This window comes from Pseudomonas sp. SDO5271_S396 (assembly GCF_054071795.1).
In genome coordinates this window covers 49,008-73,800 of record NZ_JBSVWB010000012.1, presented here as the reverse complement: position 1 = coordinate 73,800, position 24,793 = coordinate 49,008, and the positions used below count along the sequence as shown (strand labels likewise).

19 protein-coding genes are annotated in these 24,793 nt (G+C 64.1%); 13 read left to right on the top strand and 6 right to left on the bottom strand.

From position 1 onward, the window contains the following. Window positions 1-66: 66 nt before the first annotated feature. Complete coding sequence (locus ACW9IN_RS11540; protein ID WP_457365984.1) at window positions 67-360, bottom strand: LysR substrate-binding domain-containing protein; 294 nt, start codon at window positions 358-360, stop codon at window positions 67-69. A 118-nt stretch (window positions 361-478) separates the two neighbouring features. Further along, window positions 479-1,399: a LysR substrate-binding domain-containing protein gene (locus ACW9IN_RS11535; protein ID WP_457365983.1), complete on the bottom strand. Its 921-nt coding sequence runs from the start codon at window positions 1,397-1,399 to the stop codon at window positions 479-481. Window positions 1,400-1,572: 173 nt separating this feature from the next. Between ACW9IN_RS11535 and ACW9IN_RS11530 the strand changes: the two genes are divergently transcribed. Both ACW9IN_RS11530 and cuyB read left to right on the top strand, forming a co-directional pair. After that, a complete protein-coding gene (locus ACW9IN_RS11530) occupies window positions 1,573-2,832 on the top strand; it encodes a dicarboxylate/amino acid:cation symporter (RefSeq protein WP_457365982.1) in 1,260 nt (419 codons plus the stop codon). Further along, window positions 2,829-4,301 carry a cysteate racemase gene (gene cuyB / locus ACW9IN_RS11525; RefSeq protein ID WP_457365981.1) on the top strand — a complete coding sequence of 491 codons (1,473 nt, stop codon included), beginning with the start codon at window positions 2,829-2,831 and terminating at the stop codon, window positions 4,299-4,301. Before ACW9IN_RS11530 ends, cuyB begins: the two co-directional genes overlap by 4 nt. A 220-nt stretch (window positions 4,302-4,521) precedes the next feature. Here cuyB and ACW9IN_RS11520 read toward each other — a convergent pair whose 3' ends face one another. Then, a complete protein-coding gene (locus ACW9IN_RS11520; protein WP_457365980.1) occupies window positions 4,522-5,205 on the bottom strand; it encodes an RraA family protein in 684 nt (227 codons plus the stop codon). Between the two features lie 118 nt (window positions 5,206-5,323). Here ACW9IN_RS11520 and ACW9IN_RS11515 point away from each other — a divergent pair, with 118 nt between their 5' ends. Beyond that, entirely contained in the window at window positions 5,324-6,220 is an 897-nt protein-coding gene (locus tag ACW9IN_RS11515; protein ID WP_457365979.1) for a LysR family transcriptional regulator, read from the top strand. Between the two features lie 51 nt (window positions 6,221-6,271). On the opposite strand, the gene ACW9IN_RS11510 is transcribed toward ACW9IN_RS11515, so the two are convergent. Both ACW9IN_RS11510 and ACW9IN_RS11505 read right to left on the bottom strand, forming a co-directional pair. Next, window positions 6,272-7,165: a LysR family transcriptional regulator gene (locus tag ACW9IN_RS11510; RefSeq protein WP_457365978.1), complete on the bottom strand. Its 894-nt coding sequence runs from the start codon at window positions 7,163-7,165 to the stop codon at window positions 6,272-6,274. Continuing rightward, a complete protein-coding gene (locus ACW9IN_RS11505; protein ID WP_457365977.1) occupies window positions 7,162-8,067 on the bottom strand; it encodes a LysR family transcriptional regulator in 906 nt (301 codons plus the stop codon). Before ACW9IN_RS11505 ends, ACW9IN_RS11510 begins: the two co-directional genes overlap by 4 nt. Before the next feature lie 153 nt (window positions 8,068-8,220). Here ACW9IN_RS11505 and ACW9IN_RS11500 point away from each other — a divergent pair, with 153 nt between their 5' ends. The 7 genes from ACW9IN_RS11500 to ACW9IN_RS11470 all read left to right on the top strand — a co-directional run bounded on the left by ACW9IN_RS11500 (window position 8,221) and on the right by ACW9IN_RS11470 (window position 20,630). Beyond that, window positions 8,221-9,549, top strand: coding sequence for an MFS transporter (locus ACW9IN_RS11500; RefSeq protein ID WP_457365976.1), 1,329 nt, complete (start codon window positions 8,221-8,223; stop codon window positions 9,547-9,549). Between the two features lie 8 nt (window positions 9,550-9,557). Then, complete coding sequence (locus ACW9IN_RS11495; RefSeq protein WP_457365975.1) at window positions 9,558-10,601, top strand: hydroxyacid dehydrogenase; 1,044 nt, start codon at window positions 9,558-9,560, stop codon at window positions 10,599-10,601. A gap of 99 nt (window positions 10,602-10,700) precedes the next feature. Continuing rightward, complete coding sequence (locus ACW9IN_RS11490; protein ID WP_457365974.1) at window positions 10,701-11,774, top strand: hypothetical protein; 1,074 nt, start codon at window positions 10,701-10,703, stop codon at window positions 11,772-11,774. Window positions 11,775-11,832: 58 nt separating this feature from the next. Then, window positions 11,833-14,862: a porin gene (locus ACW9IN_RS11485; RefSeq protein WP_457365973.1), complete on the top strand. Its 3,030-nt coding sequence runs from the start codon at window positions 11,833-11,835 to the stop codon at window positions 14,860-14,862. A gap of 10 nt (window positions 14,863-14,872) precedes the next feature. Continuing rightward, window positions 14,873-17,794 (top strand): two-partner secretion domain-containing protein, encoded by a 2,922-nt coding sequence (locus ACW9IN_RS11480; RefSeq protein ID WP_457365972.1) that lies wholly within the window; start codon window positions 14,873-14,875, stop codon window positions 17,792-17,794. Beyond that, window positions 17,791-19,650: a peptide transporter gene (locus ACW9IN_RS11475; RefSeq protein WP_457365971.1), complete on the top strand. Its 1,860-nt coding sequence runs from the start codon at window positions 17,791-17,793 to the stop codon at window positions 19,648-19,650. The genes ACW9IN_RS11480 and ACW9IN_RS11475 overlap by 4 nt, the downstream gene beginning before the upstream one ends. A 59-nt stretch (window positions 19,651-19,709) precedes the next feature. Next, a complete protein-coding gene (locus ACW9IN_RS11470) occupies window positions 19,710-20,630 on the top strand; it encodes a LysR substrate-binding domain-containing protein (protein ID WP_457365970.1) in 921 nt (306 codons plus the stop codon). On the opposite strand, the gene ACW9IN_RS11465 is transcribed toward ACW9IN_RS11470, so the two are convergent. Continuing rightward, window positions 20,536-21,240: a TetR/AcrR family transcriptional regulator gene (locus ACW9IN_RS11465; RefSeq protein ID WP_457365969.1), complete on the bottom strand. Its 705-nt coding sequence runs from the start codon at window positions 21,238-21,240 to the stop codon at window positions 20,536-20,538. The genes ACW9IN_RS11470 and ACW9IN_RS11465 overlap by 95 nt on opposite strands. A gap of 122 nt (window positions 21,241-21,362) precedes the next feature. Here ACW9IN_RS11465 and ACW9IN_RS11460 point away from each other — a divergent pair, with 122 nt between their 5' ends. The 3 genes from ACW9IN_RS11460 to ACW9IN_RS11450 all read left to right on the top strand — a co-directional run bounded on the left by ACW9IN_RS11460 (window position 21,363) and on the right by ACW9IN_RS11450 (window position 24,762). Next, the gene (locus ACW9IN_RS11460) at window positions 21,363-22,580 is read left to right on the top strand and encodes an MFS transporter (protein ID WP_457365968.1); all 1,218 of its coding nucleotides are present in this window, start codon (window positions 21,363-21,365) and stop codon (window positions 22,578-22,580) included. Window positions 22,581-22,675: 95 nt separating this feature from the next. Beyond that, window positions 22,676-23,473 carry a DNA/RNA non-specific endonuclease gene (locus ACW9IN_RS11455; protein ID WP_457365967.1) on the top strand — a complete coding sequence of 266 codons (798 nt, stop codon included), beginning with the start codon at window positions 22,676-22,678 and terminating at the stop codon, window positions 23,471-23,473. Window positions 23,474-23,550: 77 nt separating this feature from the next. Next, a complete protein-coding gene (locus ACW9IN_RS11450) occupies window positions 23,551-24,762 on the top strand; it encodes a YeeE/YedE family protein (RefSeq protein ID WP_457365966.1) in 1,212 nt (403 codons plus the stop codon). Window positions 24,763-24,793 lie beyond the last annotated feature (31 nt).

Below are 24,793 nucleotides of genomic sequence, written 5' to 3'. Positions count from 1 at the left end.
CGAGCGCTGCTGAGCCTCCCGGGTGCGCCGGACTGAACGTTGACGAGAACCACTGACATCCCGACGCTATCCCGGTCGCCCAGGATGCGCTTGATCTGAGGCGCCTTGGCGCCAACTCGGCTCCACCCCCCGAACAACCTCACCCACCCAATCGACAAAAGCGCGAACGGTGGGTGAAAGATGACGGTTCTTGGGATAAATGACCGACAGCGGCACAGACGGCGCATGAAACTGCGTGAGGACCGGCACCAGTCTTCCGCTCAGCAAATGGTCGCGCACCATGTAGCTGCCCGGGCGTATCAGGCCTAGGCCAGGTTCGACGAGGGCGACGTCGACTACCTGGTGGTGGTCGACGCGCAACGTACCTTGCTGGGCAATCGCCAGTCACTCATCCAGGCCAACGGCGAACGGGCCCGCGCGACGGTTGAGTTGGTGCGGGCGTTGGGGGGCGGGTGGGAGGTGCCTGCGCTCTAAACGGTCACAGCGCGAGCGGCGCCGCCCGCCACCCCTCCAGCGTCCGCCACAACTTGCGCATGGTCGGGTTTTGATTGGCGATCGCGCAATACGAGCGAATCTCCAGGCGGGTGCTCCATTCTTCGCCCCCGGCGCGCACCAGCAGGCCGCGCTCCAGTTCATCCACCACGGCGCTTTGCGGTAGCCATGCCACGCCGTAGCCCTCGATGGCCATGCGCATCAGCAGCATGGCCATGTCGGCTTCGTAGCAGCGCTCCAGCAGGGCGGGGGCGGGGCCGTTCTTGATCACGATTTCGGCCACGCGCCCCAAAAAAGTGGTGGCGGTGTAGGCCAGGTGCGGCACCGGTTTGGCCGCGCTGCCGGGCAGGCGATAGAGGGGGCGGCCGCGTTTGTCCGGTGCGCACAGCGGGATGAATGCGTCGTGCCCCAAGGCCAGGCTGCCGAAGCGTTCCGGGTCGAGCAGGATCGGCGCCAGCGGGTGGTGGTAGACGATCATCAGGTCGCAGCTGCCTTCTTCGAGGGCGATCACGGCGTCATGAATGTTGGCGGCCACTACCCGCGCATTGAACTGTTCGGTCTGGCGCTGGAACTGCGCGAGCCATTTGGGCAGGAAGGTCATCGACAGGCTGTGGCCGGCGGTCACCTGGATCGAGCGCCCTGGCATGCGCTCGACTTCGCGCAGGCTGGCGCGCAAGCGCAGCAGGCCGGCGAGGGCGTCGCGGCTTTCGTTGCAGAAGGCGGTGCCGGCAGCAGTGAGTTGCACCGGGTAAGTGCCACGGTCCACCAGTTCGACGCCGACCCATTCTTCCAGCGAGCGAATGCGCCGTGACAACGCCGATTGGGTCACGCAGCGCACCTCGGCGGCGCGGGAGAAGTTCTTCCACTCGGCAATCGCCAAGAGGTCGTCCAGCCATTTGATCTGCATGCCTGTTCTCCAGCCTGTGAGCCCTGAGTGTATGTCGCCGCCGCCAGGCCCGGCGCGGGTTTTTGCAAACTATTCCAAAAGCGCATGGGGTTAGCCGGATTACTCATCATGGCATTCGCGGGCCGTCCCTAGAATTTGTGGCACACAACAAAAACCAGCTGAGGGCCGCACCTGTGAAGAAGAACAAACTCCCCCGTCGCATTGCAGCCGGCATCGCCCTGGGCGTGCTGGTGGGTTGGGCGTGTCACCAGTTTGCAGGTAGCGAGCAGGGCGCCAGGGAGCTGGCCGGGTATTTTTCGATGGTCACCGATATCTTCCTGCGCATGATCAAGATGATCATCGCGCCGCTGGTGTTCGCCACCCTGGTGGGCGGTATCGCGAGCATGGGCAGCTCGCGCTCGGTGGGACGCATCGGCCTGCGTGCGATGCTGTGGTTCGTCACCGCATCGCTGGTGTCGCTGATGCTCGGCATGGCGCTGGTCAACCTGTTTCAGCCGGGTGCCGGGCTGAACATGCAAGTGGTGCAGCACGCCACGGCGGTGCCGGTGAACACCGGCGATTTCAGTCTCAAGGCGTTTATCAGCCATGTGTTCCCGCGCAGCATCGCCGAAGCGATGGCCAATAACGAGATCCTGCAAATCGTGGTGTTCTCACTGTTTTTCGGCTTTGCCCTGGCCGGGGTGAAGCGCGCCGGTTACACGCGCATCACTGACACCGTGGACGAACTGGCCAAGGTGATGTTCAAGATCACCGACTACGTGATGGCCTTCGCGCCCATCGGCGTGTTCGCGGCGATTGCATCGGCGATCACCACCAATGGTCTGGGCCTGCTGGCCGACTACGCCAAGCTGATCGCCGAGTTCTACCTGGGCATCGCCTTGCTGTGGGGGCTGTTGTTCGCCGCCGGTTACCTGTTCCTCGGACGTTCGGTATTCACCTTGGGCAAGCTGATTCGCGAACCGATCCTGCTGGCGTTTTCCACCGCCAGCAGCGAGTCGGCCTACCCGAAAACCATGGAAGCCCTGGAGAAGTTCGGCGCGCCCAAGCGGGTCTCCAGTTTCGTGCTGCCGCTGGGGTATTCCTTCAACCTCGACGGCTCGATGATGTACCAGGCGTTCGCCATCCTGTTTATCGCCCAGGCTTACAACATCGACCTGAGCTTTACCCAGCAACTGCTGATTCTGCTGACGCTGATGATCACCAGCAAAGGCATGGCCGGCGTGGCGCGGGCCTCGGTCGTGGTGGTGGCGGCGACGCTGCCGATGTTCAATCTGCCGGAAGCGGGACTGCTGCTGATCATCGGCATCGACCAGTTCCTGGACATGGCGCGCACCGCCACCAACGTGGTGGGCAACAGCATCGCCACGGCGGTGGTGGCCAAATCCGAGGCCGAGGACGAACCCGCCGACCTGCCGCAAGGGGTGCGCACATGAGCCGCACTTCCCGACTGGGCATCGTCGGCGGGCTGGGTTCCCTGGCCGGTGGCGATCTGTTCTACAAACTGGTCAAGTCCCGCGCGGTGCTGGAAGACCAGGGGCGCTACCACTTCCTGTTCGAACAGCACCCGTTCAAGGACGTGTTGCTGCCCCTGGACCGCAACGCCAGCATGACTTCGCGCAAGTTCTATGTGTTCCAGGTGTGCAAGACCTTCGAAAACAGCGGCGTGGATGCCGTACTGCTGCCGTGTTTCGCCAGCCACACCTTTCGCGAGGAGATTCAGCAGGAACTGGGCATTCCGGTACTCGACATGATGCAGGCGCTGGTCAGCCACATCCGCGAGCATGTTGCGCCGGGCACATCCCTGGGCATCGTTGCCTCGGACTTCGTCCGCCACTGTGGGTTGTTCGAAGACAGCCTTGGGCAGGATTTCGAGCTGGTGTACCCGGACGCCGACGCCCAGGCCGCGCTGATGGAAGCCATGTATGGCGTCAACGGCATCAAGGACGGGCACCTGGAAGGCGTGCCGCTGGAGGCGGTATATCAGGCATGCCTGTCGTTGCAGGCCCAAGGCGCCACGTTGATCGTGCCGGGCATGACCGAGTTGTCACTGGTCTGCGTCGACCTGCAACGCCGGGGCGTCGGCGTGCTGGACATCAACCAGATCTATGCCGACTTCGCCACCCACGCCGACGGCCCGTCCCGGCGCCCGCCGTTCAAACTGGGCATCGTCGGCGGTGTAGGCCCGGCGGCCACCGTGGACTTCATGGGCAAAGTGGTCGCCCACACCCCGGCGGGCAAGGACCAGGACCATATCAAGATGGTGGTCGAGCAGAACCCGCAGATCCCTGATCGCACCGCCAATTTGCTGCACGACGACACCGACCCGACGCTGGCGCTGTACGCCACCTGCAAACGCCTGGAAAGCGCCGGCGCCCAGGCCATCGCAATTCCGTGCAACACCGCCCATGCGTTCGTCGAGCGGATCCAGACGCACCTGCGCGTGCCCATCGTCAACATGCTCAGCGAAACCGTGGAGTGGATCGTCCAGACCTACGGCAGCGGCCAGGCGGTCGGCTTGCTGGCCACTTCAGGAACCGTGCAAAGCCAGGTCTACCACCAGGCAGCGCGACGCTCGGGCCTGCAGATCATCACCCCGGGGCGGGATTACCAGGCCATGGTGATGGACGCGATCTACGGCGAACGCGGCATCAAGGCCGGCTTCACCGAAGGCCTGTGCCGCGAGCAATTGCTGCTGGCGGCCGAACACCTGTGCGAACTGGGCGCACGGGTGCTGATCCTGGGGTGTACCGAGTTGCCGCTGGTGCTGGCGCACAGTGAGGCGTACTCGATCAATGGCTATCAGGTAGCGCTGGTCGATCCCACCACGATTCTGGCGCGGCGGTGTGTGGGGTTGGCGCGGGGGAGTTTGGAGGGGGGAGCAGATTTTGCCGCTGGTCGATAAGCCAATGATTAACAGTCATTTGCTTCAACTGGCCAAACTCATCCAGATAAGCGATGTACTGTGCCAAATCGATTTCTCCGTCCATGAGAAACACAAAAGCCCGCTCGATTTCTCGTAGCGGGCCTCGGAAGGTGGGCACATGGTTACCCATATGCGTTGGGAAGGAATCTAGCGAAGAAAGCCTGCCAATGCCAGCTGCATTCAGAGAATCAGGTAGATCCTACAGGTCATCAGGAAACTGCTCAGCCAACCCCGCCTTCTCCAACACCTTGTCAATCCAAGTCTGCCGCACCGCTCCGCTGGCGATCTCGGCCTTGACCGCTTCTTCGTGCTCGGCATGTTGCGCGGCGCGGCGCAGGACTTCGGCGGCGTCGGCCTGGGAGAAGGCCACCAGGCCGTCTTCATCGCCCACCACCAGGTCGCCGGGGTGGATCAGCATGCCGCCGATGGACACCGGCACGTTCACTTCGCCGGGGCCGCTTTTGTAGGGGCCGGTGTGCACCACGGCGCGGGCGTAGCAGGGCGTGTGTTCAAAGCTGGCCACGTCACGAATCGCGCCGTCCACCACAAACCCCACGCAGCCGCGTTGCTGGGCGTAGAGCTTGACCAGTTCGCCGATCACCGCGTTGTTGGTGTCGCCCTGGCCGTCCACCACCAGCACGTGGCCGGGTTGCAGCAGGGTCATGGCTTTGTAGATCAGCAGATTGTCGCCGGGGCGGGTCTTCACGGTGATTGCGGTGCCCACCAGCTTGCCGGTGCGGTTGTAGCGCGTCAGGCCACGGGCGCCGATGTGTCGGCCGAGGTTGTCGCTGATATGCGGCGTGACCACGTGGGCGAACGCGTCCACCAGTTCGGCGGGCGCCAGCGGCGCGTTGGGCAGGATGCGGGAACCGGGCAGGGCCATGGAACATCTCCAGAGTTCGGGTAGCGAGGGCGATGGCCGGATCTTAGGCGCGATGAATGCGCAGTTTTAGCGATATTTTATGATGTGTTAGCATCGCTTTTTGTCATGAGTGGCCGCCGTGATCACCTTCAAGCAAATCGACGCGTTGTTCTGGATCGCCGAATTGGGCAGCTTCGAAGCGGCGGCCAACAAGCTGAATATGTCCCAGTCGGCTATTTCCAAGCGCATCCAGGAGCTGGAAGACACCTTCGAGGTGGAGATCTTCGACCGCAGCAAACGCAACGCCCGGCTCACCGAGAAGGGCGCCGAACTGCTCGACCATGCCAAGGACCTGCTCAAGCGCCGCGACCAATTGCTCGAACGGGTCAGCGCCCGGGAAGTGCTGGTGCGCAGGTTTCGCCTGGGCGTCACCGAACTGACTGCCCTGACCTGGTTGCCGGCGCTGGTGGACGCGTTGCGCCAGGCGTACCCCAAGGTGCAGATCGAACCCTCGGTGGAACTGAGCAGCGAGCTGTTTCGCAAGCTGGAAAATGATCAACTGGACCTGGTGATCGCGCCGGAGGTCTATCACGACCCGCGCTTTCTCGGCACCCCGTTGCACAGTGTGGAAAACGCCTGGATCTGCGCCCCCGGGCTGATCGCCGACGCCGACCCGGTCAGCCTGGAGACGCTGGCCCGCTACACCGTGCTGACCCAGGGCGCGCAGTCGGGCACCGGCCTGATCTACGAGCGCTGGCTGGCGGCGAACAACGTGCAACTGCCGCGCACGCTCACCAGCCACAACCTGTTGGTGCAGGTGGGCTTGGCGCTGTCGGGGATTGGCGTGAGTTACCTGCCCAAGGCCTGCCTGTCGCACTTGATCGAGCAGGGCGCGTTGCGTGCGCTGGTCACGGAGCCGGCATTGCCCAGCGTGCGCTATGTGGCGGTGCACCGCGCCGACCGCCAGTTCGGCCTGAACCAGGACGTGGTGCGCATGGCGCAGGCGCATTGTGATTTTTCCCGGTTGCTGTTCTAGGCGCTGTACCCAAAGCCTTGATACTCGGTGCTGCTGCATTGAAAACAGCCCCTAGAACTCGTCATCCCCCTGTGCGGCCTGCCGAGCCAGCGTAGCGAGCGTTTCGATCAACTCGCTGCGCCCATGCTTGAGGAACGCCAACTGGTAGTTGACGGGCGCCGGTGGCACCTCCAGCGCCACTTCCTGGAATTCGCCGCGCTCGATCTCGTCCACGAACAGGCTTCGCGGCAAGCAACTGATGCCCACCCCGGCGCGAATCAGCGCGAGCAAGGCAAACAGGCTGTTGCTGCCGTACACATGATTGAACTCCAGGCCCTGCTCGGCGAACAGTTGTTCGCAGCGCTGGGTGATGCCCGAGTCACGGCCCTGCACGATGATCGGCCACAACGCCAACTCCTTGAGCGACAGGGTGGTGCCCGCCGGAAACAGCCGGGGCGGCGCGAGCCAGGTAAACGCGATGGACTGCAACGGGATCGCGGCCATGGCGGCGGTCACGTAGTCCTGCGGGATCACCACCAGGTCGAGGTCGCCATCCAGCAGCTTGCGTTGCAGGCGCGCGGAGAGGTCCACGTCCGGGTGCAGTTCGATGTCCGGCAGGCGAGCCTTGGCGCGGGCGACGAAGTGGGTGAACCACGTGATGGTCACCAGCTCGGTCAGGCCCATGCGCACGGTGCGTCGGGCCTGGTGGGTGGCGCCGCGCAGGGCCTCCAGCTTGGCCAGGCTGTCGATCAAGCCTTCGCTGGCTTCCAGCAATTCTTCACCCTTGGCGCTCAGCCGGGCTTTCTGGCCGTGGGCTTCGAACAGCGGCAGGCACGCTTGTTTTTCCAGTTCCTGCAAGCGCTTGGTGGCCGCCGACTGGGTGATGAACAGGCGCGTGGCGGCGCGTTGCAGGGTGCCGAGTTTTTGCGTCCAGTAGAACGCTTCGATCTGTTTGACGTTGATCATGCCGGCCGTCCGTAGGTGTGTTGCAGGTCGCACTGCTCGACCATCAGCTCCACCACATGCCGATGGAACGGGCTGTAGCTGTCGGCCCGCGCCAACGCCACGTAAGGCGTGGAGGGCAGTTGCGGCTCGACCCTGAGTTTCACTAGCTGCCCGCTGGCCAAGTACGGTGCGGCGGTGGCGTCGGGCAGGTAGGTCACGCCCAGGCCAGACACCGTCAGGCCGATCAGCGCCGCCAGGCTGCTGCACGGGATGTACGCGTTGGGGCTGGCTTGATGGGTGGCCAGCCAGTGATCCACCAGCACGCCGGCGCCCGACAGCTTGCCCTGGGTCAGCAACGTGTGGCGGCTCAGGTCGGCCAGTGCCAGCGGCTGCCGGTGATCGAGCAGGCCGGGTGCGCAGAACCAGCTGTTATGGACCTCATCCAGCGCCACGCGGATCAGGCCGTTGGTGCTGAACGCGTCGGGCACCACGATCACATCGACCTGGCCAGCCATCAACAGCCCATGCAGGCGCACGCTGAGGTCGACTTCCGGCTCGATGCGCACCTTGGGGTAGTGGCTGGCAATTGACTGGATCAGGCGCGGCAGCCAGGTCAGGGCGCTCAGTTCAGTAAGGCCGATGCGCAGTTTGCGGCTCAGTACCTCGGGGCTGATCAGGCAGCTGTTGACGATGTCGCGCTGGAGCAGTACGGCGCGTGCCTGGGCCACCACCGGAGCGGCGAGGGGCGAGACTCGCGCGCCACGGCCAGTGCGATCGAACAGTGCAAAGCCCAGCCAGTGTTCCAGCTCCTGGATCTGCTGGGAGATGGCTGACTGCACTTGACCCAGGCGATTGGCGGCGCCGTCGAAGGTGCCGTGATCGACCACGGCGACCAGCGCTTCCAGTTGTTTGAAGGTGGGCACAGGCGATATTCCATCTGGTTTTGGAATGTTTTTAGTTCATGGAATATCGCTATGTCTACTGGAATTTCATCGGCACTATCCCGCTCACGGCCTCCTGCGGTGAGGTTTCTGCCTGGCGGGGCCGTCCATAATTCCAAGAAAACCGGTGAACCCATGAAAGCCGATTCCAAACCCGCCAGCCATTTTCGCTGGGTGGTCGCAGCGCTGTTTTTTCTCGCCTACATGGTGGCCGGCGCCGACCGCGCCAACATCGGCGTGGTGGTGCCGTTCATCAAGCAGGAATACCACCTGAGCAACACCGATATCGGCGCCCTGGCCAGTCTGTTCTACCTGACCTACGCCCTGGTGCAGATCCCTGCCGGCTACCTGTTCGGGCGTTTCGGCATTCGCAAATTGCTGACCGGATCGCTGGTGCTCACCTCCCTGGCCACCTTGCTCATCGGCTTTACCAGCAGCGTGCTGCAACTCAAATTCGCGCGGGCCTTGCTGGGTGCGGCGGAAGGGCCGATCAACATCGGCATCGTCTCGGTCATCAACCGCTGGTTCCCGGCGAGCGAGAAGGGCCTGGCCACGGGTATCTTCATGTCGGCGGCCAAGTTCGCGCCGGCCATCGTGCCGCCGCTGTGCGCCTATATCGTGCACCTGTATGGCTGGCGTGAGGTGTTCTACCTCTTCGCAGTGCCGGGGTTCTTCGTGGCGCTGCTGTGGTGGTGGCTGGTGAAGGACGACCCGGCCGACAGCCGCCATTGCTCGCCCAGCGAGTTGCAGCATATCCAGGGCGCCGATGCCCATGGCCATTCACTGATCCAGCCCGGGGTACGCATTCCGGCGTGGTTCGACCGGCTGATCCGCACCCGTCAGATGCCCTTGCTGGCCGACAACCAGAGCATCCTCGCCTCGTGGAACGTGTGGGCCTGCGCCATGGGGTACTTCCTGATGGTGGGCATCACGTATTCGATCATGACCTGGATCCCCACCTACCTGATTACCGTCAAGCAGTACCCCGTATTGAAGATGGGCATGGTCGCCGCAGCCCCGTGGGTCGGCGCGATCATCGGCAACCTGCTGGGCGGCTGGCTGTCGGACCGAGTGTTCGACCGCCGACGCAAACCGGCGATGCTGATCAGTTCGCTGGCCACGGTGCTGATGATGGTGGTGCTGCTCAATGCGCCGAACGATCCGTTGTTGCTGTCGGTGGTGTTCCTGCTGGCGGGCATTTTGCTGAACATCGGCTATTCCACGTTCCTGGTGTACCCCATGGGCCTGGCGACCAAGGACCGCGTGCCGTTCGCCGCGTCCATCGTCAACACCGGCGGCTCCCTGGGCGGCGCCTTCGCGCCGTTCGTGGTCGGGCTGCTGCTGGACAGTTTCAACTGGGACGCAGTGTTCGGCTTTCTGGGGGTGTGCTCGCTGATCACCTTCGCCATCTTGCTCACCATGGTCGAGCCGCGTCCTTCGACCCCAGCCAACCCTCAACCCTAGGAGCCCGGATGAACGCGTTCTCACCTGTCATGCAAGTCTGCCGCCTGGATTTCTGGATCAGTCCAGTATTCGACGAGCTGATCCACGGTAATCCCCAGCTGGCCTTGCAGGTATTGCCGCGCCAGGGCGACGACGCTCACACCCTGGCCGCGCTGAGCCAGGCCCATGCCTACCATGTGTCGGCGGCCAAGGATGAATTGCCCGCACAGTGGTACGTCAACCCGGCGCTGATCGAGCAGTGCCCACGCCTGCTCTGTGTGTCTTCAGGCGGTGCGGGTTTCGACACCGTGGATGTGGCCGCGTGCAGCCGCGCGGGGATTGTCGTGGTGAACCAGGCCGGGGCCAATGCCCATTCGGTGGCCGAACACACCTTTGGCCTGCTGCTGGCGGTGGTCAAGCGCATCGTCGAGTCCGACCGGAAGTTGCGCCATGCCACCGGGTTCAGCCGCGAAGACCTGATGGGCGAAGAAATCCACGGCCGCACCCTTGGCCTGGTCGGGCTGGGGGAGATCGGGCGTCGCGTGGCGCGTATCGCCGCCGGCTTCGGCCTGGAGGTATTGGCCTACGATCCTTACCTGCGTTCCGAACAGATACTGGCTCAGGGCGCCACGCCGGTGACCTTGCCGGAATTGTTGCGGCGTAGTGATTTCGTCTCACTGCACTGTCCATTGAACGCGAGCACCCGGCACTTGATGGGCGCCGAGCAGTTTGCGGCGATGAAAGCGGGGGCGGTGTTCCTGTCGACGGCCCGGGGCGGAATTCACGACGAGGAGGCCTTGTACCACGCCTTGAGTCGTGGCCATCTGAGTGGCGCCGGGCTGGACGTATGGGCCTGCGAGCCGCCAGCGCAGCAGGCACCGTTGTTGACCTTGCCCAATCTGGTCGCGACTTTTCATACCGCCGGGGTAACCCACGGTGGTCGGCGTAACGTGGCGCGTTCGTCGGCGGCGCAGATTGCCGCGATCCTGTGCGGCGAGCGTCCACCGCATCTGCTCAACCCCGAGGCCTGGGACTTGATGGTCGAACGCATGCGCAGCATGACAGGGGTGTGACAGTCATATTTTTAAAGTATCCAAACACCGTTATTTAGATATTTTTCATAGGTGGGCAGCGCTGGTAGTCTCTTAAAAAAACAAGAGAAGTGTCTGGTCATGTTCATACGCCTGCCCACCTCCATGAAACCTGCCAAAACGTTCGCCACCGTCTTGGGGTCCCTTGCCCTGATGGGCGCGCTGACCAGTTGTGCCAAGGTCGACGTGCACGGCGACGCCGCCGACAAGCACGAAGACGAAGCTCGCCAGGTGCTGCGCCTGGGCCACGATGCCGGGGCGTATCCGTTCCTGGTCTACGCCAACGCCGATCTCTACAACCCGCCCCGTACCCTCGAACGCGCGGTGATCATCGTGCACGGCGTGCAACGCGACGCCGACCAGTACTTCAAGACCGGTCGCACGTTGCTCGGCAACGCCCACCTTAAAAGCGCCACCACCTTGTTGCTGGCCCCCAACTTCCTCACCCCTCAGGATTCCGGCGTCAGCAATGACATGCCGCTGTGGCGCCGTGACAAATGGATGCATGGCATCGAATCCCAGTTCGGCCACAAGGGTATCCCGGCGTTCCAGGTGCTGGACGATGTGGTCAGCTACCTCTCCGACCGCCAGCGCTACCCGGCGCTGAAGGAAATCGTGATGGTCAGCCACTCGGCGGGCGCGCAGTTGATGCAGCGCTATGCGGTCATGAATGACCTCGACGGCGGCCTCAAGGCCCACGGGCTGAGCATTCGGTATGTGATCGCCAGTCCGTCGAGCTACGTGTATTTCGAAGAGAACCGCCTGCAGGACGGCGTGTTCAAGCCGGTGGTCACGGTGATGTGCCCCAGTTACAGCCGCTACCGCTATGGCGTCGACGGTGCGCCGGCGTACTTGCTCAACCAGCACTTGAACGACCGTCAGTTGTTTTCCCGCTATGCCATGCGGGACGTGACCTACCTGGTCGGTGCCCAGGACAACAATCCCACCAGCCGCGTGCTCGACACTTCCTGCGGGGCCAATTACCAGGGCGCGACACGCCTGGAGCGCCAGCTCAACTATGTGAGTTACGAGCGCTTTCTGTCGACCCAATGGCAAATCCCCATGAGCCATCCCCAACACACCCTCCCGGGCATCGGCCATAACGCGGCACGACTGCTCGGGGACAAGAACGTTGCACGGATGCTCTTCCCCTAAGTTTCGATAGCGCTACTCGCCCAACACTGCGTCTCGATAAAAACAATAAGAGAACTGTATGAGCATTCACTTTCCCTCCACCCGGGCGCCGCGCGCCTGGGGGCCAGGCGCGTTGACGCTGCTGGCCACCGCCCTGATCGCTGCCCATGCCCAGGCCGATACCTTGCCGTCGTCCGGCACGCTGTTCGACAACAGCCGCTCGGTGTTGCGCCCCACGGACAACGTGCAGCCGGCACCGCCCGGCAGCGTGCGCATCGAAAGCCCCAGCGATGAACCCGTGGCCAAGCCCAGCGGCTCGACCCTGCAATTGCAGGTCAAGCGCTTCGTGGTCAAAGGCAATCGCGAGCTGGGCGACACCCCGATCCAGTCGGCCCTGCAACCTTATGTGGGCAAGACCCTCGGCCTGGACGGCCTGCGCGAAGCCGCGGCGCAAGTCACCGCGTTGTACCGCGCGCGGGGTTATCTGGTGGCTCGGGCCTATCTGCCGGCCCAGGACATTCAGAACGGTCAGGTCACCGTTGCGGTGTCCGAAGGCATCATCGGTCAGGTCAGTGCCGTGCCGGATTCCAACGTGCGCCTGCGTCCCGGCGTGCAGCAGCAATTCGTCAACGCCTTGCCGTCGGGCACGATCATCCGCGAGCAGGATCTGGAGCGCGTGCTGCTGCGCCTGTCGGACATCACCGGGGTGTCGGTGCACGCCATCCTGCGGCCGTCCAAACAGCCCGGCGCCGCCGACATCGTGCTCAAGCTCAGTGAAATGACGGCCTGGACCGCCTGTGCCGCCATCGACAACTACGGCAACTATTACACCGGTTCCAACCGCCTCACCTCCAACATCAGCCTCAACGATGCGCTGGGGTTCGGTGAAAGCTTTACCGCCACTTCGCAGAACTCGTTCGAGGGCCTGGACATCAAGGGCGTTGGCTACCAGCAACCGCTGGGCGCCACCGGTATCTCCGTGGGCGCCAACTATGCCGAGCTCGATTACAGCATCGGCAAGAACCTCAAGGGCCTGGATGCCAGCGGCACCGCCGAGGTGTCCTCGGTATTCATCAACAGTGCGCTGCTGCGCTCGCGGGACAGCAACATCAGCCTCAACCTGGCCGAGGACCACCGGCGTTTCGAAGACTCGGCCGGCGGTTTCACCGTGAATAAATCGGCGGTGTTCCGCAGCGCCACGCTGTACGGCAACTGGCGCGATGACTGGCAGGGCAGCAACGCCTGGAGCCTGTCGTACGGCATCGGCGACCTGGACAAGAAAACCCCCGCCGATGCCGCGCTGGACGCACTGACCGCCGACGCGGCCGGGCGCTACAAGAAAGCCAACGCCAGTTTCAGCCGCCTGCAATACCTGGGCGGCGGCTTCTCGTTGTTCGGGTCGTTGACCGGGCAATGGGCCGACAAGAACCTCGACTCCTCGGAAAAACTCAGCCTCGGCGGCCCCAATGGGGTACGTGCCTACCCGGTGGGCGAAGTGGCCGGTGACGAAGGCGTGCTGGGCCGCCTGGAACTGCGCAAGTACCTGGGACGTTTCTCCGGGGCGATTGCCGAAGGCACGCTGTTCGCCGATGCGGGCAAGGTCACGGTCAACAAGAATCCCTGGGACAACAGCGAAAACACCCTCACGCGCTATGGCTATGGCGTGGGCCTGAATCTCTACCACCGTGACCTGGTGATGAACGCCAGCCTGGCGTTTTCCCCGGGCGAGAACCCGACCAGCGACGACCGCGCCGCCAAGCGCCTGTGGTTCTCGATCTCCGGTTCGCCCCAGGCGTTTGCCGGGTTGGCCAGCGACCTGGGTTCCAAGGGCGAAGACTTCGAAGTGCCCGAAACCGACACGGTGATCTACGGTTCGGTGGGCATCGTGCCCGAGTATGTCGACCGGCATGGCGCCACCCCGGCGTCACCCGCCGATCAAAGCCGCCTGGCCACCCCGAGCGGGCGCAACATGGCGAGCTTCTGGCGGGCCCGTGACAACGTCTCCGCCATCGGCGTGCACGGCGGTTACCCGTTGGCCGATGACTGGAAACTGCTGTGGCAGCTGGAATACGGCATCTCCATGAACTACACCGATGGCAAGGACGATTCGGTGGTCAAGTCCGCGTCCCCCAGCACCAAGCTGCGCAACACGGGTGCGGCGTTCAACCACGGTGACTACGGCACGCTGCTGTACGGCGTGTGGGACATGCCCATGAAAGAGGCCACCACACCGCTGGACCCGTTCAACGGCAAGACCAGCGCCGCGTACTTCAACATCATTGGTTCACCGGGCTTCAGCGCCGGCTTGTCCACCAACGTCAACGGCCCGCAAAGCTACAACGACACGGCGGTCAACGGCGATGCCGCGTTCAACCGGCGCCAGGCCGGCGTGGTGGAATACTGGACGCCGGAATGGAACGGCCTGCAACTCAAGCTGGCCTATTCGAACAACGGCATGAGCGCCGCCAGTGATGTGGACAAGGGCTACGTCTACGGCAGCAGCCTGGTCTACAACAATGGCGGCTTCATGGCGGTGTTCGCCACCGAGCGGCATATCAACTACTTCGGCATTGCCGACCTGGGCCGCAACGCGCGTGGCCTGGGCAGCAGCACCCACGTCACCGCCGGCACTTCGTCCGATGACTTCAGCCTGCGCTACGGCCTGGCCTATGATTTTGGCGCGACCAAGCTGTCGGTGATCGCCGATGACCTGTCGTACTCGGAGGACGGCGTGATCAACAACAGCACGACCACCAGCGACCTGTCCAAGTACCGGCGCCGCGCCTACCTGCTGGGCGCCTCCCACAAGATCGGCGCGCTGACCCTGAAGGCGTCGTACGGCAAGGCGTTGCCGGGCAAGTGCGAAATGATCCGCGCCACCGAAGTCGACTGTGACACCCACGGCATGGGTGCCACCCAGTACGCCGTCGGCGCCAACTACAAGCTCACGCGCAACATTGACCTGTTCACCCAGTATGTCCTGTTGAAAAACCAGTCCCTGGCCAACTACAACTTCGCCCTGACCGGCGTGTTTGCGGCCTCCGGCTATTCGCCGGGCGCGGGTACCACCATCAGTGCCATCGGCACTGGCATCAACTATTCGTTCTGAGGAGCAGGCCATGAGCAAACCCCAATCCAAGCCCGCCTTGCCTGTGCTCAAACCCTTGAGTTTTGCTGTGCTCTGCGCCCTGTACGGCCTCGCGCCCATGCCCGCGCAGGCCCTGGACAGCAACGCGTTGCCCACCAACGGCCAGGTGATCGCCGGCAGCGGCACCATCAGCAGCAACGGCAATGTGTTGACCGTGAACCAGGGCAGCGATCGCCTGATCGCCACCTGGGACACGTTCAATATCGGCAGCGGCGCCCAGGTGAATTTCCTGCAACCCGGCGCTTCGTCGGTGGCCCTCAACCGGGTGACCGGCAGCGACGGCTCGCAGATCCTCGGGCACTTGAACGCCAATGGTCAGGTGTTCCTGATCAACCCCCAGGGCGTGTTGTTCGGCGCAGGTTCCATGGTGGATGTGGGCGGGCTGGTGGCCAGTTCGCTGAACATTTCCAACAGTGATTTCATGGCCGGCAAGAACGTGTTCGCCGGGCAGGGCGGCGGTGCGGTGGTCAACCAGGGCACGATCAGCGCGCGGGACGGCGGCAGTGTCGCGTTGCTCGGCGGCCAGGTACGCAACGAAGGCACGGTGGTCGCACGGTTGGGTTCGGTGGTGCTCGGCGGCGGTGAAAAAATCACCCTCGATTTCACCGGCGACGGCCTGATCAATGTCGAGGTCAACGACCCGGCCATCGGCGCCAGCGTGATCAACCGTGGACTGCTCAGTGCCAATGGCGGCGCGGTGACCATGACCGCCCGCGACTCCCAGGCCATGCTCAGCAACGTGGTGAACAACGAAGGCGTGATCGAGGCCCGCAGCCTGCAACAGCGCAATGGCCGCATCATCCTTGATGGCGGCGACAGCGGCGTGGTGGTCAACAGCGGCGTGCTGGATGTGTCGGGCAAGCACAGCGGCGAGCGCGGCGGCAACGTCACCATGACCGGGCAGTACGTCGGCCTGTTCGACAGTGGCCGCATCGATGCCGACGGCGACTTGGGCGGTGGCACGGTGTTGATGGGCGGCGATTACCAGGGCCGCGGCAACCTGCACCAGGCCGACAGCACGTTCATGGGCAGCGATGCACGCATCAGCGCGAATGCCCTGAGCAGCGGCGACGGCGGCAAGGTCATCCTCTGGTCCAAAGACAGCACGCAGTTCTATGGCGGCATCAGCGTGCGCGGTGCCGGCGCCCAGGGCCGTGGCGGCCTGGTGGAAACCTCCGGGCATGCGCTGGATGTGGCGGGTATCGTCGATCTCGGCGCGGTGTCGGGGCAGGGCGGTTCCTGGTTGATCGACCCGTTCAATATCAACATCACCAACACCGCCAGCACCGGCACGTCCACCAGTTCGCCGTTCACGCCGAACGCCGGTGCCAGTTCCAACCTGAGTTCGGCGACGCTCAATGCGTCGTTGTCCGAAGGCGCGAATATCCTGGTGACCACCTCGTCGGGCGCCGGCACCTCTGGGGATATCAACGTGCTGTCCAACGTCAAGGGCGTGGGCAACGCGACCCTGACCTTGCAGGCGCACCGCAATATCGTGATGACCAACACCAGCATCAGCAATGGCACCGGCAAGACGCTGAACGTGTCGCTGGTGTCCAACTTCAACAACAGCGGCAACGGTTCCGTGGCCCTGAGCAACGCGAGCATCAGCACCAACGGCGGCAACCTGACCATCAGCGGCGCGGTGAATCCGGCGACCTCCTGGGCCAGCACCAACGTCAGCAATGGTGTGGGCATCTCGATGACCAACAACACGCGCATCAGCACCAGCGGCGGCGATATCACCTTGCGGGGCGCGACCTCGGCGAGCCTGGCCGCCGGGTCCACGGCCACGGCGATCAACATCAGCAACAGCACTTTGAATGCCGGCGGTGGCAACATCAGCATCACCGCCGTGCAGGCGAGTACCACCGGCACCGGCGATGCCTTCGTCCTCACCGGCGGCAGCAACCTGCTTACGACGGGCGTGGGCTCCATCACCGTGGACAGCACCAACCTGGGCAGCGGCAACGGCACGCGGATCTTCAGCACCAGCAACACCATCGCCGCCAGCGGCAGTGGCAATGTCACCTTGCGCGGCAGTGCGGTGTCGGGCAGCGGCGTGCTGGTGTGTTCGACCGCCGCCACTTCGGCGCAAACCCTGAGCGTGGGCAGCGGCACCCTTACCGTGCAGGGCACCGCCAATTCGGGACGGGGCGTGTTCCTCGCGGCGTCCACCACGGGCGCGGTCACCCTGAATGCGGGGGCCGGTGGCGATATGGTCATCGACGGTCGCAGCGCCGGTGACTCCGGCACGGTGGTCAACTCCACCGGTACCGCGTCGGTGATCAACCTCACCACCCAGGACGGCAACTTGTCGCTGAGCGGCACCTCGGGGCCGGCGTCGAGCGCGCCGGGCCTGGCCATTCGCAGTGGTGCGTCGGGGGCGGGCAACGGTGTGAATATCCTGTCCGGCAGCGGCGATATTCGCTTGCAGGGCACGGCCCAGGGTTCCGGCGCGGGGTTGTCGTTCAACGCCACCAACGCCCGGGGATTCAACAACGTGATGACCGGCGGCAGCGGCAACCTGACCGTCACCGCCCGCAGCGGCAGCGGTGCGGCGTTGAGTTTCGACAACGGCACCAACACCCTGCAAGTGGCCGACGGCACACTGCGCCTGGACCTGGACACGCCTTCCGGCAATTTCATCAACCAGAGCAACGGCACTGCCGCGATCACCGCCACGGGCAGCGGCGCGGTGTTGATCGACCGGGGTGGGCTGATCCACAGCAGCCTGCTCGATAGCGCCTCCGAGCCGACACGCCAATACCATCAGAGCCAGATGGTCGGGGATACCTGGCGCCAGCCGTTGCTGGGCGACTACCACCTCACGCCGCTGGGCAGCACCCTCGATCAAGTGAGTATCGACGTCGCCCAGGGAGCGGCGCGATGAGTGAGCCGGTGTTTTCCCTCGAAGCGTTCGAGTACCTGTGCTACACCCGCAACCACGAGGGCGGCGCTCGAGAGTTGTTACGCCTGTTGCAGCTGATCGACCGCAATTACGGCAAATTGTCCGAACAGTTTTCCTTGAGCGTGTCGCCGGCGATCACCCCGGGCGAGCTGGAAAGTCACGTGTTGACCCGTGTGACCTGCGCGATCACCGCGTTGTTTTCCGACCCGGGTTTCAGCATCAGTCCCGGCGGGTTCGGCCAGTTGATCAACCTGCAACGCTGGTTGTCCTCGCTGTTCGCCGCCAGTGCGTTCATCAACTGCGACCACATTTTGCGCTCGCTCAACCTGCTTGGCGCGGACGGCAGCGGCTACCGCCTTGCCGAACAGGACCTGGTGAAATTCTGCCTGCTGTACTCGCCCGAATCCCAGCTGCCGCTGGACGTGGACCTGCTGTGGGAACAGAACCCGACCCTGGCGGCGGCGCTGTTCATGGCGCTGATGTCGCCGCGTTTTCTCGGCACACCCGCTGCGCACTCCAAGCGCGAAACCTTGCTGGCGTGGCTGCCCGGACGCCTGGAACAACTGGACAGCCTGGACGCGCTGCCGCTGAACGTGCTGCACGACGTGTACATGCATTGCAGCTATGCCGATCTGCCGGAGCGGCACCGTATCAAGGCGTCGATCAATACGCTGATCGAACGCAAGCTGGCCAGTGTGGGCATCCAGAGCGTGCCGCCGACGGTGGTGCCGGCACGCGCCGCCGGGCAAAAGCCGTTGATGCTGGTGTTGCTGGAATGGTTTTCCGGCGGGCATTCGATCTATCGCACCCACTCGCTGACGTTGCAGGCGGCGCGGCGGGACTTTCAGGTGGTGGCGGTGGGTTACGGCGCCAATGTGGATGCCCTGGGCCGTGAAGTGTTCGATGAGTTCATCGAGCTGGCCGAGCCCGACGACCTGTTCGCCAGCCTGCGCCAGCTCACCGCGCTGGCGAGTGCGCGGCGCCCCGAGGTGTTCTACATGCCCAGCGTCGGCATGTTTCAGATCACGATGTTTGCCAGCAACCTGCGCTTTGCACCGTTGCAGGTGGCCGCGCTGGGGCACCCGGCGACGACGGCCTCACGGCATATCGATTGCGTCAGCGTCGAAGAGGATTTTGTCGGCGACCCCGACTGCTTTTCCGAACGTCTGTTGCAGTTGCCGGCCAATGGTCAGCCTTACCGGCCCTCGGCGATTCCCGTCGAGTTGCCCCGGTTGAGCCGCGAAGACGGCCCTTGGGTCAATGTCGCGGTGGCTGCCACCACCATGAAACTCAACCCCACCTTTTTGCGTGCCTGCCAGGCGATTGCCGTGCGGACGTTGCACCGCCACGGCAAGCGCGTGCGGTTTCACTTTTTGGTAGGGCAGGCCCAGGGGCTCTTGTTTCCGCAATTGGTGCGCCTGGTCGAACGCTACGTGGGCGATGCGACGGTATATCCCCATCAGCCGTATGCCGATTACATGGCCACGCTGAACCGCTGCGACCTGTTCCTCAGCCCGTTTCCGTTCGGCAACACCAACGGCATCATCGACGCTTTCACCGTGGGGCTGCCGGGTGTGTGCAAGACCGGCCCGCAGGTGTTCGAGCACATCGACGAAGGACTGTTCCGCCGCGTTGGCCTGCCGGACTGGACCATCGCCCGCACCCATGAGCAGTACGTGGAGGCGGCGGTGCGCCTGGCCGGCGACTATGCCGCGCGCAGCGGCTTGTACCGCCACCTGGAAACCCGCGATCCGCTGCACGTGTTGTTCAGCGGTACACCCGAGGCCTTGAGCGAAGCGCTGCTGGCGGAACTGGCGGTGATGCAACGCTGTATTTGAGCGCCGAGTACTGATAAACAAGGGGGCATTCCCTGTGTGTCGATACGCGGTGTCATCCCATGAAGCGCCATTTTGAAGATTTGCAGCTGGGCAGCATCGAGTTGTTCTGCCTGGCCGCCGAAGCCAGCAGTTTCACCGCCGCTGCCCAGACCGCCGGGGTGACGCCGGCAGCGGTGAGCCGCAGCGTCTCGCGCCTGGAAGAGCGCTTGGGTTCGCGTCTGTTTGTGCGCACTACCCGCAGCATCCGCCTGACCGACAGCGGCAGGACATTTTTCGAACAATGCCGTCAGGCGCTGACCCAACTGGTGGAGGCCCAACAGGAGGTGATGGGCGCCCAATCGGTACCGTCCGGCCTGCTGCGCATCAGTATTCCCACCACCTACGCGCACTATCGGCTGTTACCGCTGCTGCCCAGGTTCCGCGCGCTGTACCCGCAAGTCAGCGTGGATATCCATATCAGCAACCGCAATATCGACTTCGTCGCCGAAGGCTACGACTTGGCCATCCGCGTGCGCGCCCAGCCGGATTCCTCGCTGATCGCGCGCCTGCTGGAAGACGCCGAACTGGTGGTGGTCGCCACGCCGGCCTACCTGCAACGCGCCGGCATACCGCAGAGCCTGGACGACTTGGCTGCCCATGAATGCATCCAGTACGAATTGCCCAGCAATGGCCGGCGTATTCCCTGGCTGTTCCAGGTGGACGGCCAGGCGCGGGAGTTTGCCGGGGAGGCGGGGTACAGTTGTGCCGACGACGTGTTGGGTGGCGTGACCCTGGCCAGGCACGGTGCGGGCTTGTTCCAGACCTACAAGTTCATTGTCGAGCAGGAATTGGCCGATGGCAGCCTGGTGCCGGTGTTGCAGCCATTTGGCGGGCGTTCGCGGCCGTTTACCCTGTTATATCCCCACGGGCGTTATGTGCCGCATCGGGTGCGGGCGTTCGTGGATTTCCTGATGGCGTGCCGGGACGAGTGGGCGGCGTGAGCGACGCGGCAAGATCCCACGTCAGCAAGAGCTGGCTGATCGCGCCATCGATCACGGCGTAAGGCAAGTGGTCCCGTGCCAGGATCGAAACCCCTTGCAGGAAACTGTCGAACACCGCTGCCAGGGTTTCTGCGTGGGTGTGCGTCGGCAGTTGACCGGTATGCACGGCGCGTTCGATGCAGGCGACGATCCCGGCCCGGGTGCGTAGCCGCGACTGGGTCAAGGCATCCGCTACCCGCGCATTTTCCGGGCTGGGTGCGCTCATCACGCCGAGCGCCACCATGCAGCCTTTGGGGTGGCCGTCTTCGCATTGCATGCGCGCCGACTGGCGCAACGCGGTTTCGACGGCCTGGCGCGGCAACAGGGTTTCGTCCCACAGGCATTCGGTGACCTGGGCGTAGGTCGCGAGATAACGCTGCACGCATTCGTCGAACAGTGCCTCTTTGGAACCGAACGCTGCGTAAAAGCTCGGCGCGGAGATCCCGCCACCCAGTCCGGCCTTGAGTTGGGCGAGGGACGTGGCGTCGTAGCCGTGTTGCCAGAACAGGTGCATGGCTTGTTCAACGGCTTGTTCACGGTCGAATCTGCGAGGGCGGCCCATTTGTGCCATGGGAAGGACTCCGGTGGGGAAACGAGATAGATACTAGTCGATACATAAGTCGTTGACAACGCGGTGCGGCGACCTGCAACATTTGTATCGATCAGTATTTAAGTCCCTTCAAGGAGCCTCCCGTGACCCCTTCACTCAGTTTGTCCGCTGCTTCCGACCGCCTGCCCATCGGCGCTTTGCTCGCCCTGGCCATGACCGGTTTCATCTGCATCGTCACCGAAACCCTGCCGGCCGGCCTGTTGCCGTTGATCAGCGCCGGTCTCGATATTTCGCCGTCGATGGCCGGGCAGATGGTCACCGCTTATGCATTGGGGTCGGTGCTGGCGGTGATCCCCATGACCATCGCCACCCGGGGCTGGCGTCGGCGCAATGTGCTGTTGCTGACCATCGTCGGGTTTCTGCTGTTCAACTCGACCACGGCGCTGTCGTCCCATTACGGCGTGACCCTGGTGGCGCGCTTTTTCGCCGGCGTGGCGGCAGGGCTGGCCTGGAGCCTGCTGGCCGGTTATGCCCGGCGCATGGTCGCGCCCCATCAGCAGGGCAAGGCCCTGGCGCTGGCGATGGTCGGTACGCCGATTGCGCTGTCGCTGGGGGTGCCGCTGGGTACCTGGCTGGGCGGGCTGGTGGGCTGGCGCACGACGTTCGGCCTGATGTCAGCACTGACCCTGCTGCTGGTGGTGTGGGTGCTGGTGAAAGTCCCGGACTACCCGCCCCAGGCGGCGCACCAGCGTTTGTCCCTGGGCAAGGTGTTGACCACGCCGGGCGTGCGTCCGGTGCTGGCGGTGGTGATCAGCTGGATGCTGGCGCACAACATTCTGTACACCTATATCGCACCGTTCGTGGCACCGGCCGGGTTGGGCGACCGTGTGGATGCGGTGCTGCTGGTATTCGGCGTGGCGGCGTTGGCCGGGATCTGGCTGACCGCCCGGCTGGTCGAGCCGATGTTGCGCAACACGGTATTGGCGAGCCTGGTGGCCTTTGCCGCGATCAGCGTGGCGTTCGGTCTGCTGGGTGAGGTGCCCCAGGTGGTCTACCTCGGTGTGGCGGTGTGGGGCTTGAGCTTCGGTGGCGCGGCGACATTGCTGCAAACCGCATTGGCCGACGCGGCGGGCGAGGGCGCGGATGTGGCGCTGTCGTTGAATGTGGTGGCGTGGAACAGTGCGATTGCCGGCAGCGGTGTGGTGGGTGGTGTGCTGTTGCAGACCTGGGGTGTCGCTGCGTTTCCGTGGGCGATGGTGCTGCTGATCGGCGTGTCGTTCGTGATCGCCTGGAGCGCCCATGCCCATGGTTTCAAACCCGGCGCGCGGGCGGCGGGAAAACCTACGGCAGTCGGGCACTAATCTGACGAGTGACGGTCAATAATTCCCGCAATATCATTCACTTGGCTCCGTCAGCCGGAGCCTGCCGTCACTCTTTTCCTTCGAAGAATTCCTGCATGTACCTACGCAAAATCGCAGTCGGGCTGTCGGCCCTTGTGTTGCTCTCGGCCGGGGCCAGTGCCCGCAGCTTGCCGGACCTGTATTCCAGCCAGGAAAAACAACTGTCGTTCGACAGCTGCGCCGACCTGTTCCCGGGCGCCCGGCCTATCAACACGGCGACGGTCCCGGCCACCCTGAAGCCTTTGGCGTTGTGTTCTGACCACTTTGCCGTGCTCTATTCGCAAACCAGCAAGACCCCACTGGTGGTGGTCGAGCGGTTGAACGCCGCGCAGTTGCGTGACGCCAAGGGCGAGGAACGCACCAACCAGTTCTATCCGGACCCGCGCATTCCCAAGGCGGGCCGTGCAGAGCTGAGCGATTACCGCGGCCAGCACCCGGCCATGGACCGTGGCCATCAATCGCCGGCGGCCGACGCGCCGAATGCCAATGCCATGGCACAGTCGTTTGCGCTGTCGAACATGGTGCCGCAGGACCCCACCAACAATCGCAAGATCTGGAGCAAGGTCGAGGCGGACGTGCGCAAGTTCGCGGTCCGTGCCGGCGGCGATGTGTATGTGTTCACCGGCCCGCTGTTCGACCCGGGCTACGGCACCATTGGCGACAACAAGGTCTGGGTGCCGACCCGCCTGTTCAAGCTGGTCTACGATGCTTCGTCCAAACGCGCCTGGGCCTATGTGCTGCCCAACGCTGAAACCCGCATCGAAAAACCGATGGACTACGACACCTTCGTGAAGACCACCGGGCTCAAGCTGCTGGGCAATCTGCCGGTGTCGGGGTCGGTGGGACGGAGCTGATCGAGCGGCTCGCCCGCCAGCAAACCCTTGTCATGGGGTTTATACTCGCGTCCCTCTTCATGCAACCGAGATACCCCATGAGCACCTCCCTTCCTCTTGCCCCCGCGCGCAAGCCCGTCGCGCCGCTGGCGGCCTTTATCATTCTGGTGCTGGGCGCCCTGTTCCTGCAGAACAGCGTGGGTCCGCAACAGGTGTTGCTGCTGGTGGTCGGCGCAGCGCTGGGGCTGACGCTGTACCACGCGGCCTTCGGCTTCACTTCGGCCTGGCGGGTATTTATCAATGAGCGGCGGGGCGCCGGCCTGCGCGCGCAGATGGTGATGCTGGCGGTGGCGGTGCTGTTGTTTTTCCCGGCGCTGGGCGCAGGCACTCTGTTCGGGCAACCGGTGGTCGGGTTGGTGGCGCCCGCCGGCGTGTCGGTGGTGTTCGGCGCGTTTATCTTCGGCATCGGCATGCAACTGGGCGGCGGCTGTGCGTCGGGTACGCTGTTCACCGTCGGCGGCGGTAACGCGCGCATGCTGGTGACGCTGTTCTTCTTTATCTGCGGTTCGCTGATCGCCACCCATCACGTGGACTGGTGGTTTGCGCTGCCATCGTTCCCGGCGGTGTCCATCGTCAAGAGTTTCGGCGTGGGGCCCGCTCTGGGCCTGAGCCTGGTGGCCTTCGCGATCATCGCCCTGGTGACCGTGCACCTGGAAAAGGCCCGGCATGGCCAACTTGAAGCGGGCGTGACCAGCGAGCACACCGGGCTGCGCCGTTTTCTGCGCGGGCCCTGGCCGTTGGTGTGGGGCGCGGTGGGTCTGGCACTGCTGAACTACGCCACCCTGGCCCTGGCCGGACGGCCATGGGGCATCACCTCCGCGTTCGCGCTGTGGGGCGCCAAAGTGGCGAGCGGGTTGGGGGTGGATGTGGCCAGCTGGGCGTTCTGGCAAATGCCGGCGAATGCCAAGGCGCTGGCTGCGCCGGTGTGGCAAGACATCACCAGCGTGATGGACGTGGGCATCATTCTCGGTGCGTTGCTGGCCGCCGGCCTGGCCGGGCGTTTTGCACCGAGTCTGAAGATCCCCGCGCGCTCGCTGGTGGCTGCCGTGATCGGTGGCCTGCTGCTGGGTTACGGTTCGCGTCTGGCCTACGGCTGCAACATCGGTGCGTATTTCAGTGGCATCGCCTCGGGCAGCCTGCACGGTTGGGTGTGGCTGGTGGCGGCGTTCATCGGCAACAGCGTAGGTGTGCGCCTGCGACCGTTCTTCTTCGCGGGCGAGAAACCGCAGGTCGCACTGAGCGGTTGCTGAGTACGTGCCTGACCCTCGCCTGCGGCCAGTG

What these genes read in the sequence shown, in the direction of transcription:
- ACW9IN_RS11470 (WP_457365970.1), top strand. Translation starts at nt 19,710, where the DNA reads ATGAAGCGCCATTTTGAAGATTTGCAGCTGGGCAGCATCGAGTTGTTC.
- ACW9IN_RS11500 (WP_457365976.1), top strand. Translation starts at nt 8,221, where the DNA reads ATGAAAGCCGATTCCAAACCCGCCAGCCATTTTCGCTGGGTGGTCGCA.
- cuyB (WP_457365981.1), top strand. Translation starts at nt 2,829, where the DNA reads ATGAGCCGCACTTCCCGACTGGGCATCGTCGGCGGGCTGGGTTCCCTG.
- ACW9IN_RS11450 (WP_457365966.1), top strand. Translation starts at nt 23,551, where the DNA reads ATGAGCACCTCCCTTCCTCTTGCCCCCGCGCGCAAGCCCGTCGCGCCG.
- ACW9IN_RS11485 (WP_457365973.1), top strand. Translation starts at nt 11,833, where the DNA reads ATGAGCATTCACTTTCCCTCCACCCGGGCGCCGCGCGCCTGGGGGCCA.
- ACW9IN_RS11490 (WP_457365974.1), top strand. Translation starts at nt 10,701, where the DNA reads ATGTTCATACGCCTGCCCACCTCCATGAAACCTGCCAAAACGTTCGCC.
- ACW9IN_RS11510 (WP_457365978.1), bottom strand. Translation starts at nt 7,165, where the DNA reads ATGATCAACGTCAAACAGATCGAAGCGTTCTACTGGACGCAAAAACTC.
- ACW9IN_RS11495 (WP_457365975.1), top strand. Translation starts at nt 9,558, where the DNA reads ATGAACGCGTTCTCACCTGTCATGCAAGTCTGCCGCCTGGATTTCTGG.
- ACW9IN_RS11480 (WP_457365972.1), top strand. Translation starts at nt 14,873, where the DNA reads ATGAGCAAACCCCAATCCAAGCCCGCCTTGCCTGTGCTCAAACCCTTG.
- ACW9IN_RS11520 (WP_457365980.1), bottom strand. Translation starts at nt 5,205, where the DNA reads ATGGCCCTGCCCGGTTCCCGCATCCTGCCCAACGCGCCGCTGGCGCCC.
- ACW9IN_RS11475 (WP_457365971.1), top strand. Translation starts at nt 17,791, where the DNA reads ATGAGTGAGCCGGTGTTTTCCCTCGAAGCGTTCGAGTACCTGTGCTAC.
- ACW9IN_RS11455 (WP_457365967.1), top strand. Translation starts at nt 22,676, where the DNA reads ATGTACCTACGCAAAATCGCAGTCGGGCTGTCGGCCCTTGTGTTGCTC.
- ACW9IN_RS11535 (WP_457365983.1), bottom strand. Translation starts at nt 1,399, where the DNA reads ATGCAGATCAAATGGCTGGACGACCTCTTGGCGATTGCCGAGTGGAAG.
- ACW9IN_RS11465 (WP_457365969.1), bottom strand. Translation starts at nt 21,240, where the DNA reads ATGGCACAAATGGGCCGCCCTCGCAGATTCGACCGTGAACAAGCCGTT.